This is a genomic window from Polaribacter sp. SA4-10, assembly GCF_002163835.1.
GTDB lineage: Bacteria > Bacteroidota > Bacteroidia > Flavobacteriales > Flavobacteriaceae > Polaribacter.
Window position 1 is genome coordinate 1,640,588 of record NZ_CP019331.1, and the last position, 22,079, is coordinate 1,662,666.

At 31.7% G+C, this 22,079-nt stretch carries 21 protein-coding genes; 18 read left to right on the top strand and 3 right to left on the bottom strand.

All coding sequences use genetic code 11. From position 1 onward, the window contains the following. Nucleotides 1-196: 196 nt before the first annotated feature. Genes BTO04_RS07145 through BTO04_RS07175 form a run of 7 tightly spaced genes read left to right on the top strand, consistent with a single transcriptional unit; the run spans nucleotide 197 to nucleotide 5,752 of the window. On the top strand, nucleotides 197-961 hold the full coding sequence (locus BTO04_RS07145) for an alpha/beta fold hydrolase (protein WP_087563847.1): 765 nt from the start codon (nucleotides 197-199) through the stop codon (nucleotides 959-961). Between the two features lie 41 nt (nucleotides 962-1,002). After that, nucleotides 1,003-1,614: a ribosome biogenesis GTP-binding protein YihA/YsxC gene (gene yihA, locus BTO04_RS07150; protein ID WP_087563848.1), complete on the top strand. Its 612-nt coding sequence runs from the start codon at nucleotides 1,003-1,005 to the stop codon at nucleotides 1,612-1,614. Between the two features lie 5 nt (nucleotides 1,615-1,619). Continuing rightward, entirely contained in the window at nucleotides 1,620-2,306 is a 687-nt protein-coding gene (locus tag BTO04_RS07155) for an RluA family pseudouridine synthase (protein WP_087563849.1), read from the top strand. 32 nt (nucleotides 2,307-2,338) lie between these two features. Beyond that, a complete protein-coding gene (locus BTO04_RS07160) occupies nucleotides 2,339-3,370 on the top strand; it encodes an alkane 1-monooxygenase (protein ID WP_087563850.1) in 1,032 nt (343 codons plus the stop codon). A gap of 6 nt (nucleotides 3,371-3,376) precedes the next feature. Further along, on the top strand, nucleotides 3,377-4,750 hold the full coding sequence (locus BTO04_RS07165; protein WP_087563851.1) for an aldehyde dehydrogenase: 1,374 nt from the start codon (nucleotides 3,377-3,379) through the stop codon (nucleotides 4,748-4,750). 13 nt (nucleotides 4,751-4,763) lie between these two features. Then, nucleotides 4,764-5,504, top strand: coding sequence for a nitroreductase family protein (locus BTO04_RS07170; protein WP_087563852.1), 741 nt, complete (start codon nucleotides 4,764-4,766; stop codon nucleotides 5,502-5,504). 2 nt (nucleotides 5,505-5,506) lie between these two features. Next, complete coding sequence (locus BTO04_RS07175) at nucleotides 5,507-5,752, top strand: hypothetical protein (RefSeq protein ID WP_087563853.1); 246 nt, start codon at nucleotides 5,507-5,509, stop codon at nucleotides 5,750-5,752. 6 nt (nucleotides 5,753-5,758) lie between these two features. Here BTO04_RS07175 and BTO04_RS07180 read toward each other — a convergent pair whose 3' ends face one another. Further along, on the bottom strand, nucleotides 5,759-8,140 hold the full coding sequence (locus BTO04_RS07180; protein WP_087563854.1) for a penicillin acylase family protein: 2,382 nt from the start codon (nucleotides 8,138-8,140) through the stop codon (nucleotides 5,759-5,761). Nucleotides 8,141-8,213: 73 nt separating this feature from the next. On the opposite strand from BTO04_RS07180, the gene BTO04_RS07185 reads away from it, so the two are divergent. The 3 genes from BTO04_RS07185 (at nucleotide 8,214) to BTO04_RS07195 (ending at nucleotide 13,347) form a co-directional block, all read left to right on the top strand. Continuing rightward, nucleotides 8,214-9,362, top strand: a complete 1,149-nt coding sequence (locus BTO04_RS07185; RefSeq protein ID WP_087563855.1) for a DegT/DnrJ/EryC1/StrS aminotransferase family protein — start codon at nucleotides 8,214-8,216, stop codon at nucleotides 9,360-9,362. Nucleotides 9,363-9,371: 9 nt separating this feature from the next. Then, the gene (gene galE, locus BTO04_RS07190; protein WP_087563856.1) at nucleotides 9,372-10,382 is read left to right on the top strand and encodes a UDP-glucose 4-epimerase GalE; all 1,011 of its coding nucleotides are present in this window, start codon (nucleotides 9,372-9,374) and stop codon (nucleotides 10,380-10,382) included. A 130-nt stretch (nucleotides 10,383-10,512) separates the two neighbouring features. Next, complete coding sequence (locus BTO04_RS07195) at nucleotides 10,513-13,347, top strand: pitrilysin family protein (protein ID WP_087563857.1); 2,835 nt, start codon at nucleotides 10,513-10,515, stop codon at nucleotides 13,345-13,347. Between the two features lie 66 nt (nucleotides 13,348-13,413). On the opposite strand, the gene fabD is transcribed toward BTO04_RS07195, so the two are convergent. Further along, the gene (gene fabD, locus BTO04_RS07200) at nucleotides 13,414-14,301 is read right to left on the bottom strand and encodes an ACP S-malonyltransferase (RefSeq protein ID WP_087563858.1); all 888 of its coding nucleotides are present in this window, start codon (nucleotides 14,299-14,301) and stop codon (nucleotides 13,414-13,416) included. A 203-nt stretch (nucleotides 14,302-14,504) separates the two neighbouring features. Here fabD and BTO04_RS07205 point away from each other — a divergent pair, with 203 nt between their 5' ends. The 8 genes from BTO04_RS07205 to BTO04_RS07240 all read left to right on the top strand — a co-directional run bounded on the left by BTO04_RS07205 (nucleotide 14,505) and on the right by BTO04_RS07240 (nucleotide 20,961). Beyond that, the gene (locus BTO04_RS07205) at nucleotides 14,505-15,191 is read left to right on the top strand and encodes a queuosine precursor transporter (protein WP_087563859.1); all 687 of its coding nucleotides are present in this window, start codon (nucleotides 14,505-14,507) and stop codon (nucleotides 15,189-15,191) included. Between the two features lie 65 nt (nucleotides 15,192-15,256). Then, nucleotides 15,257-15,967, top strand: a complete 711-nt coding sequence (locus BTO04_RS07210) for a DUF547 domain-containing protein (RefSeq protein WP_087563860.1) — start codon at nucleotides 15,257-15,259, stop codon at nucleotides 15,965-15,967. Nucleotides 15,968-16,002: 35 nt separating this feature from the next. Further along, nucleotides 16,003-16,338 (top strand): arsenosugar biosynthesis-associated peroxidase-like protein, encoded by a 336-nt coding sequence (locus BTO04_RS07215; protein WP_087563861.1) that lies wholly within the window; start codon nucleotides 16,003-16,005, stop codon nucleotides 16,336-16,338. A gap of 238 nt (nucleotides 16,339-16,576) precedes the next feature. After that, nucleotides 16,577-17,629 carry an arsenosugar biosynthesis radical SAM (seleno)protein ArsS gene (arsS, locus tag BTO04_RS07220; protein ID WP_087563862.1) on the top strand — a complete coding sequence of 351 codons (1,053 nt, stop codon included), beginning with the start codon at nucleotides 16,577-16,579 and terminating at the stop codon, nucleotides 17,627-17,629. 57 nt (nucleotides 17,630-17,686) lie between these two features. Further along, entirely contained in the window at nucleotides 17,687-18,655 is a 969-nt protein-coding gene (arsM, locus tag BTO04_RS07225; RefSeq protein WP_087563863.1) for an arsenosugar biosynthesis arsenite methyltransferase ArsM, read from the top strand. Between the two features lie 103 nt (nucleotides 18,656-18,758). Beyond that, nucleotides 18,759-19,247 (top strand): rhodanese-like domain-containing protein, encoded by a 489-nt coding sequence (locus BTO04_RS07230; RefSeq protein ID WP_087563864.1) that lies wholly within the window; start codon nucleotides 18,759-18,761, stop codon nucleotides 19,245-19,247. Nucleotides 19,248-19,523: 276 nt separating this feature from the next. Next, a complete protein-coding gene (locus BTO04_RS07235; RefSeq protein WP_087563865.1) occupies nucleotides 19,524-20,135 on the top strand; it encodes a TIGR04282 family arsenosugar biosynthesis glycosyltransferase in 612 nt (203 codons plus the stop codon). 7 nt (nucleotides 20,136-20,142) lie between these two features. After that, nucleotides 20,143-20,961: a purine-nucleoside phosphorylase gene (locus BTO04_RS07240; protein ID WP_087563866.1), complete on the top strand. Its 819-nt coding sequence runs from the start codon at nucleotides 20,143-20,145 to the stop codon at nucleotides 20,959-20,961. Nucleotides 20,962-21,058: 97 nt separating this feature from the next. On the opposite strand, the gene BTO04_RS07245 is transcribed toward BTO04_RS07240, so the two are convergent. Then, entirely contained in the window at nucleotides 21,059-21,820 is a 762-nt protein-coding gene (locus BTO04_RS07245) for an NYN domain-containing protein (RefSeq protein WP_087563867.1), read from the bottom strand. Nucleotides 21,821-22,079: the final 259 nt, after the last annotated feature.

The window sequence follows — 22,079 nt, forward strand, 5'->3', positions numbered from 1 at the left end:
GGTTTTAATAGATATCAAAAATATATAAATTTTACCACTTTTTACCACTTTTTACCACTTTGTTAATAAGTATAGCTTTTATTAACAATTTCAAGACACTCAATAAGCAAGAAAATGAATTTTAGAATTTCAAAAACGATGTTTAGTTAAAGAAAAAAGAACTACATTTGCGTTTGAGTAAAATCAAGAAAAATCAATGACAGACAAGTTAAAAACTGAAGGAAAATTTACTTATGCTGAGGCAGGAGAAGGACCCGAAATCATTATTTTACATGGATTGATGGGGGCTTTAAGTAATTTTGGCGCTACTTTTGATTATTTTTCTAACAATGGTTACAAAGTTTTAATCCCTGAATTACCACTATATTCTCTTCCACTTCTAAAAACAAATGTTAAGAATTTAGCAGACTTTTTAAAAGAGTTCTTAGAATACAAGAAGATTGATTCGGCTATATTATTAGGAAACTCTTTAGGTGGGCATATTGGCCTATACTTCACAAAACATTACCAAGAAAAAGTAAATGCATTGGTGCTTACAGGAAGTTCTGGTTTGTATGAAAAAGCAATGGGAGATAGTTTTCCTAAAAGAGGAAACTATGAATACATTGAGCAAAAAACGAAAGCTGTTTTCTATGACCCAGAAATTGGGACAAAAGAAATGATTGATGATGTTTTTGAGATTGTAAACGACAGAAGCTCAGTAATTAGAACACTCGCTATTGCAAAAAGTGCAATTAGACATAATATGGCAAATGATTTGCCAGAAATGAAAATTCCAGTTTGTCTTATTTGGGGAAAACAAGACAACGTTACTCCACCAGAAGTTGCAATTGATTTCCAAAAACTACTACCAAATTCAGATTTATTTTGGATTGATAAATGTGGCCATGCTGCAATGATGGAAAGACCAGAAGAATTTAACAAAATTCTTCAAAATTGGTTTACTTCTAGAAAGATATAACACTCGCAGAGAGAAATTTCCAAAATAAAAGAACACATTAAATGAAAATAAAATCTGCAGAGTTTATAATGAGCAATAGTAATGTTATTAAAGCTCCAAAAGACAGATTACCAGAATACGCTTTTATCGGAAGATCTAATGTTGGGAAATCTTCATTAATTAATATGTTAATGGAGCGTAAAGATTTAGCTAAAATTTCTGGGAAACCTGGAAAAACGCAACTTATAAATCATTTTATGATTAATGATGAGTGGTTTTTAGTTGATTTACCTGGTTACGGTTATGCTCAAATTTCAAAAAAGAAAAGAACAATATTTCAATATTTTATAGAAAATTACTTCAAAGAAAGAGAGCAATTGGTTTGTACTTTTGTTTTAATTGATTCTAGACACGATCCTCAAAAAATAGATCTTGAGTTTATGCAGTTTTTAGGAAACAATCAAATTCCTTTTTGTATTGTTTTTACCAAAGCAGACAAATTAGGAAGTTCTAAATTAAACAAACAAATTACTTCTTACAAAAAGAAATTACTAAATACCTGGGAAACGTTACCAATGACATTTTTAACCTCATCCTCTAAAGGACTTGGTAGAAAAGAATTTTTAGACTTTATAGACGGCGTTAATCAAGATGTTGCTAAAGATTTTAAATAATCAACATGCAATCTACTAAAGAAAACTTACAGGTTTTATTTGAAGACAATCATATTGTTATTGTAAATAAACGCTCTGGAGATATTACGCAAGGCGATAAAACTGGCGACAAACCTTTAAGTGATGTTGTAAAAGAATACATAAAAGACAAATATAACAAACCTGGCGATGTTTTTTTAGGCGTTGTTCATAGACTAGACAGACCCACTTCTGGAATTATCATTTTTGCAAGAACTACAAAAGCGTTAACACGTTTAAACAAAATGCTCCGTGATAAAACGATCAATAAAACATATTGGGCAGTTGTAAAAAATGAACCTAAAAAAGCAACTGATACTTTAATTAATTTTCTGAAGAAAAACCCGAAGAACAATAAATCTACAGTTTTCTATAAAGAAACTGAAGGCAGTAAAGAAGCAATTCTTCATTATAAAACAATTAAAAAATTAGACAACTATGCTCTTTTAGAAATTGATTTAGAAACAGGAAGACATCATCAAATTAGAGCCCAATTATCTGCAATTGGCAGCGCTATTAAAGGCGATTTAAAATATGGTTTTCCAAGAAGCAATAAAGATGCAAGCATTCATTTACATGCAAGAAAAATTGATTTTACACATCCAGTTTCAAAAGAATTAATCCACATAGAAGCTCCTGTTCCCAATGAAGTCATTTGGAACGCTTGTTCTTAATTTTTTGTATATTTAGAGAAATCTAACTCACATTGAAAGCTTTAAAATACCTTGCAATAATTATTTTACCTATTACCATTTACATCTCTTTTATTTCTATAGGATGGCTTACCTTTTTACCGCTAATTGTTTTCTTTGGTTTTGTACCTTTATTGGAGTTTTTATTTCAACCAGACAAGAAAAATTTAACAAAAGAAGAAGAGAGAATAGAGAAAAAAAACAAACTATATACCTACATTTTATACATCACTTTACCAATTCAAATTGGCTTTTTGTGGCTTTTCTTTCATGTAATTCAAGAAGTTAGTTTAACCACTTCAGAAATTATTGGACGCGTTTTTTCTATGGGATTAATGTGTGGTGTTTTAGGGATAAATGTTGGTCATGAATTAGGACATAGAAACAACCGATTTGATGAATTAATTGGTGAAATATTACTACTTACTTCTTTAAATACGCACTTTTTACCTTACCATAATGGTGGGCATCATTTTAATGTTGCAACACCAAAAGACGCTGCAACTGCAAGAAAAAATGAACCTATCTATTTCTTCTATTTTCGCTCTCATTTTTCAAGTTATTTACAAGCTTGGAAAATAGAAAATAAGCGTTTACAAACTGATGGAAAAAACTGGTTTCACCATCAAAACAAGATGATTATTTATACTATTTGTAATATACTGTTATTAGGAAGTATTTATTATTTCTTCGGAACCTTTGTGCTTTTCGCTTTTATTGGAGCTGCCATTTTTGGTATTATTCAGTTAGAAACTGTTAACTATATTGAGCACTATGGCTTACTAAGAAATAAAAATGAACACGGAAGATATGAAAGAGTAAAACAAGTTCATTCTTGGAATTCTGACCATATAATTGGCAAGGTTTTACTATTTAATTTATCAAGACATTCAGATCATCATTATAACGGAAGCAAACATTATCAACTCTTAAAAACATTGCCAAAAAGTCCACAAATGCCTACTGGTTATCCAGGAATGATGATTCTTGCTTTAATACCTCCTTTATGGTTTAATTTGATGAATAAGAAACTACAAAAAATTTAATTCTTTATGAATATCCCTAACCTTTTACAAGCGCAGAAAAACTTTTTTTCTTCTCAAAAAACTAAAGACATTTCTTTTAGAAAAGAGATTCTAAAAAAGCTACAAAAAGAACTTATTAGAAGAGAATCTGACATTATAAAAGCACTATATAATGACTTTAAAAAACCGGAATATGAAGCTATTTTAACTGAAACTTCTATTGTTTTAGGAGAGTTAAAAATGACAATTAAGAGCCTAAATTCTTGGGCAAAAGCTAAACGCGTTTTACCTTCACTTTTAAACTTCCCTTCATCAGCAAAAATATACAAAGAACCTTTTGGAACCGTTTTAATAATATCTCCTTGGAACTACCCGTATCAATTAGCATTTGCACCATTAATTGGAGCAATTGCAGCAGGAAATACGGTAGTACTAAAACCATCGGAATTAACACCACATACAACCGCAATTACCAAAGAAATTCTTGAAGCTGTTTTTGATAAAAAACAGGTTGCAGTAATCGAAGGCGGCGTAGCAATTTCTACAGAATTATTGGCACAACGTTGGGATTATATTTTCTTTACAGGAAGTGTTTCTGTTGGAAAAATTATTGCAAAAGCAGCTGCAGAATATCTTACGCCAGTAACGTTAGAGTTAGGAGGAAAAAGCCCTTGCGTTATAGATGAAAGTGCAAACATTAAATTGGCTGCAAAACGTATTGTTTGGGGTAAATTTGTCAATGGTGGACAAACCTGTATTGCGCCAGATTATCTATTAATTCATACTTCTGTAAAAGAAGATTTTGTTCAATTTTTTAAAGAAGAGCTGGAAAAAGCGTATGGTGAAAACCCTGAAAAATCTGCTGATTTCCCAAGAATTATAAATTCTAAAAACTTTAATAGATTAACTTCAATGTTATCGAATGAAAACTTTTTGATTGGAGGAAAAACAAATAGTGAAGACTATTATATTTCACCAACTCTAATAGATGAACCTTCTATAGATAGCGAAGTAATGAAAGGTGAAATTTTTGGACCTATCTTACCGCTAATCTCTTATGAAAGCGAAGAAAAGATAGATAAAATAATTTCTAAATATGATAAACCTTTGGCTTTCTATATTTTCTCTACAAAAAATAATTATGCAGAAAAAATGATTGCAAAATATTCTTTTGGAGGAGGAACAATTAACGATACTACTGTCCATTTTGTAAATCATAGATTGGCTTTTGGTGGTGTTGGAGAAAGCGGAATTGGAGGATATCACGGTAAACATACATTTGATACTTTTACACATAGCAAAGGCGTTGTTAAAAGAGGTAATTGGCTCGATTTACCAATTAGATATGCACCTTACACAAACAAGTTAAAGAATTTACGCACTTTATTAAAGTGGACATAATTTAAACCTATAAATGATTCAAAAAGAAAAAACAGTATCAGAAGCTATAAATTATAGACGGTCTGTAAGAATTTACGATGCTGATAAACAAATTGATACTTCTATTGTGAAAAAGTGCATTAAACAAGCAAGTTTAGCTCCCAATAGCAGCAACATGCAATTATGGGAATTTTATCATATTACTTCTAAAGATATTATTGAAAAAATTGCTCCTTTTTGTTTCAACCAAAATGCAGCAAAAACAGCGCAACAATTAGTTGTCTTTGTTACAAGAAAAGATTTATGGAAGAAAAGAGCGAAAGCCAATTTAGCTTTTATGGATGCTAATTTTGGAAAAAATAATCCGAAATCAGAACAATCTAGTAGAGAAAAAGTGGCACGAAACTATTATGGAAAAATAATTCCTTTTGCGTATGCTGAGTTTTTAGGAATCTTAGGCTTCGGTAAATATTTGATGATTTTAGTAATCGGAATTTTTAAACCGATGTACAGAGAAGTTAGAAAAAGTGACATGAGAATTGTTGCACACAAAACCTGTGGCTTGGCAGCACAAAATTTCATGATTTCTATGGCAGCAAATGGTTATGACACTTGCCCTATGGAAGGCTCTGACACTTGGCGCGTTAAAAAATTATTAGGTTTGCCAATTGGAGCAGAGATAAACATGATTGTTTCTTGCGGAATAAGAACCGAAAAAGGAATTTATGGAGAACGTTTTAGAATTCCTTTTGAAGAAGTTTATAAAGAGGTTTAATTATGGAAGAACTCTTTTCCGAAGGAATTTTATGGCTATTTTGTAATCTTATTGGAGGAACAATAAGGTGGATTTACGGAACAGTTTGGAGAACTATTTTCAAAAAACCAAAATTTAAATACAAAGAATATGTCTTTGGTCTAGAAAAATCAAAAGATCATTATGATGCTCATGGACATGATTTTAACAATGTAATAGTTACAATAATTTTTATAGGTATTAATATATTTATTTATGTCTACAAATAATTTATTCTAATTCTTAGGCTTCAAAATTAACACATTTTCGCTTTTCATAATATCAGACTGATTCAGTCTCATTTTTACAAATTTACCTTGTAAATATTTTTTCGCTTGGTCTTTATAATATTTACTAAAAACGTTTCCAGATTGGCCAGTTGGCAAAATACCTAAACTATTTTCTACATCAGAAAAATCTACAATTCTTCTTGTTGAAGGCCCCGCTTTTACTTTGTAAACTCCTGTTGAATCAATATCATAAATCTGATTATTTATTACTTGATCTCCTCCTTTTGTTTCAAAAGGACCAACATTAAAAACCTTTCTTAATAAAGCAACTTCACCTAAAGCATGTTTATACTCCACAGAAACTACTCTTTTCCAAGCCCAACCTTCAACATTTTCACCCAATTGATCTCCTAAAAAGGAAAACGCATTTTTAAAAGATTTTGTAACAATTTCTTCTTTAGTTTCTATTTTATCTTTGGTAGAAATATTATCCCACCAAACAGAATTTTTTCTTTTCGCTTGTACTGGCAACATTTTTTCTACAAAGGGCGTATTCACAAATTGAGCATACCCTTTACCCATTTCATCTGCAAATGTGTTTTTCTGAAATTCATACACCATTCTGTTATAAATTACGGGGCCAACTTCTTCTTTATCAAAATTACCTTTCCAATTTTTTAAGATTGAAATTGCTTTTTTCTCACTAACAGTTAAATCCTTTTTATGAATTGACTTCACAAAATCAGCAACAATAATTGGCGCATTTGGTGATGTTACATCATACATCATTTCTGCAACATCTTCTTGTGTCCAATCATTTTTTGGTTCTAAAAGTTGTACAATTCTTTCTGCCCTGTCTTCATTTAAATAATACCCAGGATATAACTTTCCTGCAATAGAATCTGGTTGATTATTTGCAGAATATACATAATTCCAAGTTGGATTTATAGCTTGCGGATTCTCTTCAAAATCTAAATAGGATACAATTTCATCTTTCCCAGAAGCGCCATTTAAATACGTTTTTGTGTATAACGAATCTCTGTAGTTATACAATTTTCCAGATGCAAACCAAGCAATATTATCTTTGGCGTCTCCATACATCATATTTAAACCTGGCGCATGTAATTTACTTGCCCCTATTTTAAATTCAGACAAATTAGTTGCGTGGGAAATATCATAACCAACTTCTAATAATTGATTATTTAACTTGGTATAAATCCATTGCATGGCAATAGGTCTCTCCTCTTTTAAATGGTCTATTAAACCATTCATAATTGGCCCATGTTTACTCACTTTCACTTTGTAAACAATATCTTTTTCTTCTTTTACTTTAATTCTTTTATCAATTAATTTATAGTCTTCAAAACCTGTTGCAGTTTTGTATTCCATTGAGTTTACAGGATTATTTTGTTCGATATAAAAATCTACATCATCGTTTTCAAACATTGTTAATCCGTATGCATAATTTCTATTATGTCCTAAAAGCGGAAACGGAGTTAACGCCAAGTTAAAACCATACATTTCATAATCTGGAGTTTTTATGTGAGATTGATACCAAACTGAAGGTTGAGAAAAACCAATATGAGGGTCATTTGCAAAAATTACTTTTCCGTTTTTAGTTTTCTCTGCGCCAATTACCCAAGAATTACTTCCTATAAATGGAGAAATTGGTAATTCTTCAAATAAATTATTCATCGCTTTAGAAAACGCTGCTCTTATTTCTGGGTTCTTTTCATTTTTTATAAGCGTTAAGTTTTCAACCTCTGAACCCATGAGTTCTTCAAAATAAGCTTCACCTAATTTTTCTTTTACCTCTGTTAAAAGCGGGTCTGTTTTATGTGCTATAGCAAAACTAAAAGCCATATAACCAAATACATTATAAACATCTTTTATGGTATATTTTTCTTTTTCAACGCCAACTAAAAAGAATTCTACTGGTGTTGGCCCGTTTTCTATAAATTGATTAATTCCGTCTAAATACGCCAACGTTAATTGATACACTTCAGAATTTTTATCTAAATTATCTATGGTTTTTATCGCTGCTTCTTCAATTCCTAAACCAGAGAAAAATTTATCTGTTGGCACTAATTTCTTCCCAAAAACCTCAGCCAATCTTCCTGCAGAAATTCTTCTTATCACTTCCATTTGCCACAATCTATCTTGTGCATGTAAATACCCAAAAGCAGTGTACGCATCTTTTTGATTTTCTGCATTTATATGCGGAACACCAATTTCATCAAAATAAACAGTTACTTTTTCTGATAAATTTTCAATTTCAACCTCTCCGTTATAATTTGGGTGCAAGGTTTTACTATAAATCCATAAGCAAATTATTGCAAGTACAAGAAGCAGCGTTACAATTTTTAAGCTTTTCTTAAGAAATTTCATTAAATTCTGTTTGGTTTTCATCAAAGATAACAGAAATATAATTTGTATTTTTGTATAGCAAAAAATTTAATTGATGAAAAAAATTCAAATGGTTGACCTACAAGGTCAATATCAACATATAAAAGAAACTGTTGATGTTTCTATTCAAGAAGTATTAAATACTTCTGCATATATAAACGGACCTTTGGTTCATGAATTTCAAGCCGATTTAGAGAAATATTTAGATGTAAAACACGTAATTCCTTGTGCAAATGGCACAGATGCTTTGCAAATTGCAATGATGGGATTAGGATTAGAACAAGGTGATGAAGTAATTACTGCCGATTTTACTTTTGCAGCAACTGTAGAAGTTATTGCATTGTTAAAATTAACACCGGTTTTAGTAGATGTTGAAGCGGACACTTTTAATATGGATATTGATGCTTTAAAAAGAGCCATTACTCCAAAAACTAAAGCCATTGTTCCTGTTCATTTATTTGGACAAGTGGCAAACATGGATGCTGTTATGGAAATTGCTGCAGCACATAATCTTTATGTAATTGAAGATAATGCTCAGGCAATTGGAGCTAATTACACTTCTAAAGACGGAACAAAAAAGAAAGCTGGAACCATAGGAAACGTGGGTACAACTTCATTTTTTCCTTCAAAAAACTTAGGTTGTTATGGAGATGGTGGTGCTATTTTCACAAATGATGATGCATTAGCACATACTATTAGAGGAATTGTAAATCACGGAATGTATACGCGTTATTATCATGATGTAGTTGGTGTAAATTCTCGTTTAGATGCTATTCAAGCAGCTGTTCTAAAAGTGAAATTACCTTTATTAGATTCTTATTGTAACGCTAGAAGAAATGCAGCACGTTTTTACAACAATGCATTTGCAAAAAACACGCATATTATTACACCTACTACAAGTGCTTGTGGAGAAATTTGTGACACTTGTGATTGCCATGTTTTTCATCAATATACATTACAGATTACAAATGGGAAAAGAGATGAATTACATAAACACTTATTAGAAAATAACATTCCAAATGCCATTTATTACCCTGTTCCTTTACATGCTCAAAAGGCATATAAAGATGAACGTTATAATGAAGATGATTTTAAAGTAACAAATACATTAATTAAAACGGTAATTTCATTACCAATGCATACAGAATTAGATACTGACCAATTAGAATTCATCACAAAAACGATTTTAGATTTCGTTAACTAAATAAAAAACATGAAAAAAATTCTTGTAACTGGTGGATTAGGTTTTATAGGTTCTCATACTGTTGTTGAACTTCAAAACAAAGGCTTTGAAGTTGTAATTATTGATGATTTATCAAATACAACAATTGGTGTTTTAGATAAAATTACAGAAATTACAGGAATTAAACCCGGCTTTCATCAAATTGATTTACGTGTAAAAAGTGATGTGAAAAACTTTTTTGACAATAATAAAGTAGATGGAATTATTCATTTTGCAGCCTTTAAAGCTGTAGGAGAAAGCATGAGCAAGCCTTTAGATTATTATGAAAATAACTTAGGCACACTTGTCTACTTATTACAAGAAATGAGAGATAGAAAGTTAGATAACTTTATTTTCTCTTCTTCTTGTACTGTTTATGGTCAAGCAGATGAATTACCAATTACAGAAAAAGCACCCGTAAAAAAAGCTGAATCTGTTTACGGAAACACAAAACAAATTGGTGAAGAAATCTTAAGAGACACAAGTAAAGCACATGGTTTAAATAGTATTGCTTTGCGTTATTTTAATCCTATAGGTGCGCATCCATCTATAAAAATTGGAGAACTTCCTTTAGGGGTTCCTCAGAATTTAATTCCATATATTACACAAACTGCTGCAGGAATGCGCGATGAATTATCTGTTTTTGGTGACGATTATGATACTGTAGATGGAACTGCCGTAAGAGATTATATTCATGTAGTAGATTTAGCAAAAGCACACATTGCTGCTTTACAGCGATTAATCAACAAAAACAACAAAGAAGCTTTTGAGTATTTTAATGTAGGTACTGGAACAGGAAGTTCAGTTTTAGAAGTAATTAATGCTTTTGAAAAAGCCGCTGGAAAAACATTAAATTATAAAATTGTTGCAAGAAGAGAAGGTGATATAACTGCGGCGTATGCAGACACTACTATTGCTAACAAAGAATTAAACTGGAAGACAGAAAAAAGTTTAGAAGAAGCTTTAGAAGCTTCTTGGAAATGGCAACTGCAACAGAAGTAAAAACTATTTTTAAATGATAGTCAGAAGTCTCAAATCAAGAATTTGAGACTTTTTTTTGTTTATTTAACAATATGTCAACATTATAAACTATTTCATTTTAGTAATTTCGGTATTTGAAAATCAAACCATTATGAAAAAACTCTTTATTACTTTTTTAGCAATTGTTTCTTTTATTGCTTGTGAAAATTCTTCCAAAGAAAAAACCCCAGAACTTAGTATTAATTATGAAAAAATAGCCTTAGAAAACGGACTAAATGTTGTTTTTCATATAGATAAATCAGACCCAGTAGTTGCTGTAGAATTAATGGTACATGTTGGTTCTGCAAGAGAAATTGAAGGAAGAACTGGTTTCGCTCACTTATTTGAACATTTATTATTCTTAGAATCAGAAAATTTAGGAAAAGGTGGTTTAGATAAAATGAGTGCTAGAATTGGTGGTTCTGGTGCTAATGGATCTACATCAAGAGACAGAACAAATTACCTACAAACAGTGCCAAAAGATGCTTTAGAAAAAATGATTTGGGCAGAAGCAGATAAATTAGGTTGGTTTATAAATACAGTTACAGACCCTGTTTTAGCAAAAGAAAAACAAGTTGTTAAAAACGAAAAAAGACAATCTGTAGACAACAGACCTTATGGACACAACCAATATGTAATTGGTAAAAATTTATATCCAAAAGACCATCCGTATAACTGGCAAGTTATTGGTTCTTTAGAAGATTTACAAAATGCGACTTTAAAAGATGTTAAAACCTTTTTTAAAAAATGGTATGTTCCTAATAACGCTACGTTGGTATTATCTGGAGACATAGATATTGAGCAAGCTACAAAATGGGTTCATAAATATTTTGATGAAATCCCTAAAGGTGATGAAATTCCTGCGTTAGAAAAAAGACCTGGAGTTGTTAAGGAAACTAAGTTCTTGTATTATGAAGATAATTTTGCAAGAGTTCCTCAATTAACAATGGTGTGGCCTACAGTAGAATCATATCATCCAGATTCATATGCTTTAGAAGTGTTGACACAGTATTTAACAGAGGGCAAATCGGCTCCATTAAATCAAGTGCTAGTAGACAACTTAAAACTAACCTCATCTACAACTATGTTTAATTTCACTTCAGAATTAGCAGGTCAAACACAAGTAATTGTAAGAGCTTTTACAGAGAAAAATTTGGATGCAGTTAAAACAGGAATTGAAAAAGGATTCGTGAAATTTGAAGCTGAAGGGATTTCTGAAAAAAATTTAAATAAAATTAAAGCAGGACAAGAAACTCAGTTTTACAGTAGTTTATCTAGTGTTTTAGGAAAAGGAACTGGATTGGCTTCTTACAACACGTATACAGGTAATCCTGGTTTTGTAAAAGAAGATATTAAAAGAACTTTAGCAGTAACAACAGAAGATGTATTGCGTGTTTATAACAAATACATTAAAAATAAAAATTACATAGCAACCAGTTTTGTTCCTAAAAATAGTGCAGAACTCGCTTTAAAAGGCTCTGAATTAGCAGATGTTGTTGAAGAAAAAATTATTGTTGGTGCAGAAGAAAAGTTCGATCCTAAAATTTCCGCTTCCTATGAAAAAACCCCTTCTTCATTTGACAGAAGTATAGAACCTCCTTATGGAGTAAAACCTTCATTAGCAGTTCCCAAAATATATAGAGGTAGTTTAGAAAATGGTCTTAAAATATTCGGAATACAAAATAACGAAGTTCCTTTAGTTCGTTTTAATTTAACTATTGATGGCGGACAATTATTAGAATCTATGGATAAATTAGGGGTTGCAAATTTAACTGCTTCCTTATTAAATAAAGGCACAAAAAATAAGACTGTAAAAGAATTAGAAGAAGCAATTCAAGAATTAGGGGCTTCTATTAGAATATCTTCTAACAAAGAAAACATCACTTTAAGCGGAACAACTTTAGTTAAAAACTACAATAAAACGTTAGCATTAGCTCAAGAAATACTATTAGAGCCTAGGTTTGATGCTGTAGAATTTGATTTGCTTAAAAAAGCCACCATTGCTAATTTACGTCAACAACAAGCTAGCCCAAATTCAGTTGCAAGAAATGCGTACAATGAATTAATTTACGGAAAAGATAATATTCGTTCTAAAAACAATTTAGGAACCATCTCTTCTGTAGCATCAATTTCATTAGAAGACATAAAAGCTTTTTATAACAGTTATATTTCACCATCAGTTGCTAAAATATTAGTTGTAGGTGATATTTCTGAAAAAGAAATGATGGCTTCTTTATCTGATTTAAATACAAATTGGAAAGCAAAAGAAGTAACAATTCCTGAATATAAAACACCCGAAACACCAACAAAACCGGCTGTTTATTTTTATGACATCCCAAATGCAAAACAATCTGTTTTACAATTTGGTGCACCTGCATTAGCTGCTACAGATAAAGATTTTTATGCTGCTTCTGTAATGAACTACATTCTTGGTGGTGGTGGTTTTGCGTCTAGATTAACACAAGAATTACGAGAAGGAAAAGGATATACATACGGAATTAGATCTGGTTTTTCTGGCACAAAAGCAAAAGGGGCTTTTACTATTTCTAGTGGAGTAAGATCTAATGTTACATTAGAATCTGCTCAATTGGTGAAGAAAATTTTAGAAGAATATCCTACTACATTTTCTGATAAAGATCTAGAAACTACAAAAAGCTTCTTAATAAAAAGTAATGCGAGAGCATTTGAAACTGCTGGATCAAAATTAAGAATGTTAGCAAACATTAGTAATTATGGTTTAGATGAAAATTATGTAAAAGACAGAGAAGAGTTGGTAAATAATATGACGAAAGAGCAAATTAAAGAGTTGGCTAACAAATACGTAAATCCTAATAAAATGATTTGGTTGGTTGTTGGAGATGCAGAAACACAACTAGACAGGATGAAGGAGTTGGGGTACGGAGAACCCATTTTATTAAACAAGAGACAAGAACCAATAAAGAATTAAGTTCATCATTTTTAAAACAAAAAATCCCGCTAAATTTAGCGGGATTTTTCACTTCTATATCTTTTCTTATTCTGCTAATACGGCTCCACTTGCAGCAACACTTCTATCAATTTTACGCATTAAACCTTGTAAAACTTTACCAGGTCCAACTTCTACAAACTCAGTTCCTCCATCAGCAATCATTGCTTGTATAGACTGCGTCCATCTTACTGGAGCAGTTAACTGAATCATTAAATTTTTCTTAATTTCATTAGGATCTGTAACCGCACTTGCTGTAACATTCTGATACACTGGGCAAGTTGGTTCACTAAAAACAGTTGCTTCAATTGCAGCAGCTAACTCCTCTCTTGCAGGCTCCATTAATGGTGAATGAAATGCACCTCCAACTGGTAAAACCAATGCTCTTTTTGCCCCTTTTTCTTTTAAAGCATCACACGCCTTATTAATTGCTTCCACTTCTCCAGAAATCACTAATTGTCCAGGACAATTATAATTTGCTGCCACTACTACTCCTTCTATTTCTGCACACGTTTCTTCAACTACAGCATCTTCCAATCCTAAAACTGCTGCCATTGTAGACGCTTGCGCTTCACATGCTTTTTGCATTGCCAACGCACGTTTAGAAACCAATCTTAATCCGTCTTCAAAAGTTAAAACTCCATTTGCAACCAAAGCAGATAATTCTCCTAAAGAATGTCCTGCCACCATTTCTGGCTGAAAAGCATCCCCTAATACTTTGGCTAAAATTACCGAATGTAAGAAAATTGCAGGTTGTGTAACTTTCGTTTCTTTTAGTTGTTCCGCAGTTCCTTCAAACATTATATCTGTTATAGAGAACCCTAAAATATCATTCGCTTTTTCAAAGTATTCTTGCGCCAATGGCGATTTTTCGTATAAATCCAATCCCATTCCTGAAAATTGCGCTCCTTGACCCGGAAAAATATATGCTTTCATTTAGTTTTGTTTAATTGTTGATTTGTTTAACTGTCTAATTGTGCGCAAAAATAATCATTTTTATTGGAAGCTAATCCCGCTTTCCGCACTCGCTTTTTTGTAAAAACAAAAAGAGCTCAAACAAATGCTTCAATCGGGGCTAAACCTACCAAACTACTCAAAGCTATTTTATAAACTGATAGAATATTAACTAACTTTGTTCTATGACAATAAAAGACAAACAATTAGCAGACAAAATATATCTTATCCTAGCTGCTTTATTTATAGCTTCCTTGGTTGCATCAAATTTAATTTTTCAAAAGTTTTTTTATTGGGAACCTTTTGGTCTATATCGTTTTGAAATTTCTGTAGGAATTTTACCCTATCCAATTACGTTTCTAATCACAGATATTTTATCAGAAATCTATGGTAAGAAAAAAGCAAATCAAGTAGTAATTGCAGGAATCTTTGCATCCTTCTTTTCAATGTTAATTATTTTAGTAGCAGATTTTGCACCAGCTATAGACAGCTCTCCTATCAATGATGAAATTTTCCATCAAGTTTTTGGTTTATCACCTTTAGCCGTTTTTGCTTCTATGATAGCGTATTTATTTGCACAATTTATAGATATAAAAATCTTTCATTTCTGGAAAAAAATCACAAAAGGAAAACACTTATGGTTGCGTAATAACTTCTCAACGTTTGCCTCTCAATTTATAGATACTTTTACGGTCGTGTTTTTATTGTGCTCATTTAAAATTTTACCTTGGTCTATTTTTACTAGTTTACTTATAAGTGGTTTTCTTTTTAAGGTAATTATCGCTGCACTTGATACACCCGTTTTATATGGAGTTGTCTATTTATTTAAAAGAAAATTCAACCTGAAAAATAACGAAGAAATTACTGACTAATTTATGGTGTACTTTTTGTAATTAAACAAAAAAGCTTTCGTCTAAAAAAATAGAAATTACATACAATGAAAAAAATACTTTTATTATTTATAATACTCCTTACTTTTTCACAAGGTTATGCACAAACATCCATTTTTAATAGTCTATTAGAAAAACACGTTTCCAAAGACGGAATTGTAGATTATATCTCATTCAAAAATGACGAGGCTAAATTAGACAGTTACATTTCTTATTTAGAAAAAACGGCTCCAGCAAGTTCTTGGTCAGAAAACAAACAAAAAGCATTTTGGATAAATGCTTACAACGCATATACTATCAAAATAATTTTAGAAAATTACCCTCTAAAAAGCATTATGGATATTAAAAAAGAAGGAAAATCTGCTTGGAAAATTCCTTTTGCTAAAGTGGGTGGAGAAACGTATACATTAGACCATATAGAACATGAAATTTTGCGTGAGAAATTGTTTGATCCAAAAATTCACGTAGGGGTAAATTGTGCTTCGGGCTCTTGTCCTAAATTAGGCAACAAAGCTTTTACAGAAGAAAACATAGAAACCGAATTAACACGTTTAATGAAAGAATTCATTAATGATGCATCAAGAAATAAAATTTCTACAAGTAAAGTACAAGTTTCTTCGATTTTCGATTGGTTTAAAGACGATTTTACCAAAAATGGTTCCGTAATCGATTTTTTAAATACCTATTCTGACACAGAAATTAGTTCGAAAGCAAAAATTAGTTACCTAAAATATAACTGGACTTTAAACGGAAAATAGTACCTTTATTTTTCATCTGAAATAAAAAAAACACCATGTCTAAAAACTATTATGACGCAGCCGATTTAAGAAAATTCGGTAAAATAACAGAATGGAGTCCTGAGCTTGGAAATAAGTTCTTTGACTATTATGGAAAAGTGTTTGAAGAAGGTGCTTTAACGGCTCGCGAAAAGTCTTTAATCGCTTTAGCAGTTGCACATACAGAGCAATGCCCTTATTGTATAGATGCCTATACAAAAGACGGTTTACAAAGAGGAATTACAAAAGAACAAATGATGGAAGCAATACATGTTGGAGCAGCTATAAAAAGTGGCGCAACCTTAGTTCATGGAGTGCAAATGATGAATAAAGTGAATAAATTAGAAATGTAAGCAGACGCTAATTTTTTTTTAGCAAAATTTTAGCGATCGCTTATTACTGTGAAAACAGGAATCTATTTTACAAAATGTGTGAATCGCTTATGCCAACGAAAATGGGTGTCTAAAAAAGCCAAACTTTAGAGGTCACTTATTCACAATAAATTGTGAACCTAAAAAATAACGTAAATCTTTTTTCTTGATAAAAAATCAAGAGCTAGAATTAATAAAAAGACACTGAAACAAGTTCAGCATGAAGAAATCATTAAAAGCAAGAAATAACGACATTGCAAATACGTCTCGTCAGATGGAAATTCTTTCTGAAGGTATTTTTGCGAATGGAGAATTACCCACTTTTGCTGCTAAAATAAAAGAAACCAATCAGTTTCCTTTACGTCCTAAGAAATTAGAAGTTTTACAAATAAACTTAGGCTATATGTGCAACCAAGTTTGCTCGCATTGCCATGTAGATGCGGGTCCTGATCGTAAAGAAATAATGACTTTAGACACCATGAATCAGTGTTTAGAAGTCATCAAAAAAACAGAAGCACACACGTTAGATTTAACCGGTGGCGCTCCAGAAATGAATCCTAATTTTAGATGGTTTGTAGAAGAAGCATCCAAAGCAGGAATTAAAGATTTTATTGTGCGCTCTAACTTAACAATTATTAGAGCTAATAAAAAATACCACGATTTGCCTGAATTCTTTAAAAAGCACAACGTACACGTAGTTTCATCTATGCCTCATTGGACACGTGGAAAAACCGACAAGCAACGTGGAGATGGCGTTTTTGACAAATCAATAAAAGCTTTACAAGAATTAAATGCTGTTGGTTATGGTTTAGAAGGCTCTGATTTAAAGCTAGATTTGGTTTATAACCCTTCAGGTGCTTTTTTACCTGGAGATCAAATGGCTTTAGAAAATGATTTCAAAAAAGCTTTAAAATCTGAATTTAATATTGATTTCCATAGTTTATTTGCAATTACAAATTTGCCTATTAGTCGCTTTTTAGATTATTTAATCGCCTCAGAAAACTACGAAGAGTATATGTATTCTTTAGTAGATGCTTACAATCCTGCTGCTGTAGAAAATGTAATGTGTACAAATACACTTTCTGTAAGTTGGGACGGTTGGCTGTATGATTGCGATTTTAATCAGATGTTGAATTTAAAAGTTGCCAGTAAAGTAAAACACATTTCAGATTATAATGAAGATTTGTTGCAAGACAGAAACATTATTATCAACCAACATTGCTATGGATGTACTGCTGGTGCAGGAAGTAGTTGCCAGGGAGTTGTTGCATAAATTATCAATAAAAAACAAAGTTAACGTGTTATCACATTAACATAAAAAATAGAAAACATGAGTTATTTAGAAACTACACACAATGTATATAAAGAAGCAGCCTTAACACCAGATGTTGGTTTGTGCTGCACTACAAACCCTATTTGGGAATTACCAGGTCTTAAAATCCCAAGAATCATGCAAGAAATGAATTACGGTTGTGGTTCTACTGTGCATGCAAGAGATTTAACCAACAACCCTAAAATGTTGTATGTAGGTGTTGGAGGTGGAATGGAATTACTTCAGTTTGCTTATTTCAATAGAAATAAAGGCGGCGTAATTGGTTTAGATGTTGTTGATGAAATGTTAGAAGCTTCTCGCAAGAATTTTATTATTGCAGAAGAACAAAATGACTGGTTTAAAAGTGATTTTGTTGATTTACGTAAAGGAGATGCAATGGATTTACCAGTGGAAGATAATTCTATTGATGTTGCTGCTCAAAACTGTTTATTCAATATTTTTAAGTCAGATGATTTAAAGAAAGCGATTGAAGAAATGTACCGAGTTTTAAAGCCTCATGGAAAATTGGTAATGAGTGATCCTACTTGTGAGCAACCAATGAATGATGAATTACGTAATGACGAACGTTTACGTGCGCTGTGTTTAAGCGGAAGTTTATCGATTGCAGAGTATGTAAAAGCGTTAACAGATGCTGGTTTTGGAACCATTGAAATTAGAGCAAGAAAGCCCTACAGAATTTTAGACCCAAAGAGTTACCCAACAGAAGAATTAATCTATATAGAATCGATTGAAGTTGCTGCCATTAAAGACCCAATGCCTGCAGATGGACCCTGTATTTTTACAGGTAGAGCTGCAATTTATTATGGTGATGAAGATTATTTTGATGATGGTTTAGGACATACTTTATTGAAAAATCAACCTTTAGCAATCTGTGATAAAACTACTGCTGCTTTGCAAGCTTTAGGAAGAGATGATATTTACTTTTCAGAATCTACTTTTCATTATGATGGTGGTGGATGTTGTTAGGTTTAGTTTTTAGTTATTGGTTGTGAGTTTTAAGTTTTGTCATTCCGAAATAAGGAACGATTGAGGAATCTCTATATCAATATATAATTACAACTTTTAAAGGATGAAAAAAATACTTTTACTTTTTATGCTGATAAGCTCAGTTTCTTTTGGTCAAAAAAAGTTGGATAAATTACTGAACCAATTCAACAAGAATAACGTTCCTTATATATCTGTAGACACGTTAGCAACTACAAAAGCAATTTTATTAGATGCTAGAGAAACAAAAGAATACAACGTTAGTCATTTAAAAGATGCGCTCTATGTTGGTTATGATGCTTTTAATTTAAAAGAAACTTTAACCAAATTGCCACAAGATAAAAATGCCAAAATTGTAGTGTATTGTTCTTTAGGAATTCGTTCTGAAATTGTTGCAGATAAACTGATAAAAGAAGGCTACACCAATGTGTATAATTTATACGGAGGAATTTTCGAGTGGAAAAACAACAACTTTCAAGTCGTTGATAGTTTAGGAAACGAGACGGAAAAAGTGCATACGTTTAATAAATATTGGAGTAAATGGTTGAAGAAAGGGAAGAAAGTATATGAGTAGACGCTATTCAGTAAGCAATAGCAATTGGCAGTTTCAGAAATTACAATACATATAAATTTGGAAAACAAAACCACAGGCAGCATAAACTATATTTCCTATGATGCTATGTGGTCAAATTCTATTTTAAAAAATAATAAAATAGGTTCGTTTTAGAGGGTAACTTAAATTTCTAAGATTGCTTTTTCACCTTCGTAATAAAGCGATAATTTAAAATGTAATTTCGAAATGAATGATGCAAGAACGATTAAAACCTCTCTTTTATACTTGGTATAAAATATGAAAACAAAAAACAAAAACGTACTATTAATCTTCACCAGAAACCCAGAACTAGGGAAAGTAAAATCGCGTTTAGCAAAAACTGTTGGCGATGAAACTGCCCTAGAAATCTATAAGTTTTTATTACAAAAAACACAGAACATTTCTGCTAAAGTAACCTCAGACAAAGCAGTCTATTATTCCGTTAAAATTAGAAAGGATGATATTTGGGATGAAAATAGCTATCAAAAACACCAACAAGTTGGCGAAGATTTAGGTATTAGGATGCAATATGCTTTCGAGCAAAGTTTTGCTGCAGGCTATGAAAAAGTGATGATTATTGGTAGCGATTTATATGACTTAACAACTGAGAATATTGAAAACGCTTTTCAAAAATTAGACACAAATGAGGTTGTTTTAGGTCCTGCAGAAGATGGTGGCTATTATCTTTTAGGCATGAAATCTCTCGAAGAAAATATCTTCAAAAATAAAAATTGGGGAACAGAAACAGTTAGAAAAGATACTTTAGACGATTTAACAGATAAAAAAGTACATTTGTTACAAGAATTGAATGATGTAGATGTTTTTGAAGATATAGAACATCATCCTGCCTTTCAGCATTTTTTAAAGTAAGACACAAATGAAAAAACAACAGCAACTAAAAGAAACTATCGATTTTTTAATATCGAAAGGAATTACAAGTCCAGAAATAGGAATTGTTTTAGGAACAGGATTGGGTAAATTAGTAAATGAAGTTTCTATAGATACAGAAATTGCCTATGCAGACATTCCTAATTTCCCAGTAGCTACCGTAGAGTTTCATTCTGGAAAATTAATTTACGGAACCTTATCTGGTAAAAAAGTGATTGTAATGGCAGGTCGTTTTCATTTATATGAAGGCTATACACCTTGGGAAGTAACTTACGGAATTCGAACCTTAGAAGGTTTAGGAATTAAAAATTTACTGATTTCAAATGCTGCTGGCGCTATTAACCTCAACTATAAAAAAGGCGATTTAATGTTGATTGAAGACCATATTAATTTACAAGGAAGTTCGCCATTAGCTTTTAAAGGAGCCAATACTTTTGGTACTATTTTTGCCGACTTACTTGAACCGTATTCTAAAGAAATTAACAATAAAATGGTAGCCGTTGCCAAAGCGCAAAACATACAATTGCACACAGGAGTTTACACAAGTGTTTTAGGACCTCAGCTAGAAACCAGAGCAGAATATAGAATGTTGCAAATTTTAGAAACAGATGCTGTAGGTATGAGTACAGTGCCAGAAGTTATTGTTGCCAAACAACTGAACTTGCCTTGTGCTGCTATCTCTGTGCTGACTGATGAATGCGATCCAAAAAATTTACACCCTGTAGATATTACAGAAATCATTGCCATTGCTGGTAAAGCAGAACCTAAAATGATTGCCTTGTTTAAAGGAGTGATTGAAGTGCTATAGCAGTATTGCAAGGATGTAAGGACGAAGTAATCTGTTTGTTTGTAGTTTTATTCATGAGATTGCCACGTCGTTCCTCCTCTCAATGACAGCTATAATTTTACCTTTTTCTCCCCTTTGCTTTAACCTCTTTAATCTTTACATAAATGAGTTTCATGCGTCCTTTTGTAGTGTCTCTTCTTTCTACTTCAAAATCAGGAATTGATTTAATTAAAGGTGTTAGTTTCTGAAAACCATAATTTCTAGAATCAAAATTTGGTTGTTTCTTCTGCAGCAAACTACCTACATCTCCTAAGAATGCCCAACCATCATCATCTGAAACATCATCTATGGTTGAAGCTATAAATCGAATTTCTTTCTGCGTTATTTTATCATAACTATTTTTAGTGGTAGTGGTTGTCTCGGCAGTTGGAGTATCGTTTTCTGAAGTTTGGTGTTTTAAAATTTCGATATAAATAAATTTATCACACGCTACAATAAATGGGTTTGGTGTTTTCTTTTCGCCAATACCATATACTTTCATTCCTGCTTCACGTAAACGTGTTGCCAAACGCGTAAAATCACTATCACTAGAAACCAAACAAAAACCATCTACTTTTTCTGAATATAAAATATCCATAGCATCTATAATCATGGCAGAATCGGTAGCATTTTTACCTGTTGTATATCCATATTGCTGTATAGGTGTAATGGCATTTTCTAACAACATGTTTTTCCATTTAGACAAATGTGGCTTGGTCCAATCTCCATAAATACGTTTTATGGTTGGGTTACCATACTTCGCAATTTCTTCCATCATTTCTTTTACATAGGCAGAAGGTATATTATCTCCATCTATGAGCACTGCTAATTTTATATCCATCATTTTAAACGTATTATATTCTTTTTAAGTACCTAAAGATACTTGCTTTTAATTAAAAAACCACTCTAAAAGGAGTGGTTTTTCTTAATTTATAGTTAAGCTATTAAGTACGATTTGCTTTTTTAGCCAATTTTGCAGCCTTTTTTTCTTTTGTCGTTTTTGCTGGTTCTTTTTTTACATTTTTCTTTGAATCTTGCGATTTTGCCATAATGATCTTGTTTTAAGATTTCTCTTTTGAATTATACTTTAAATGTAGTGA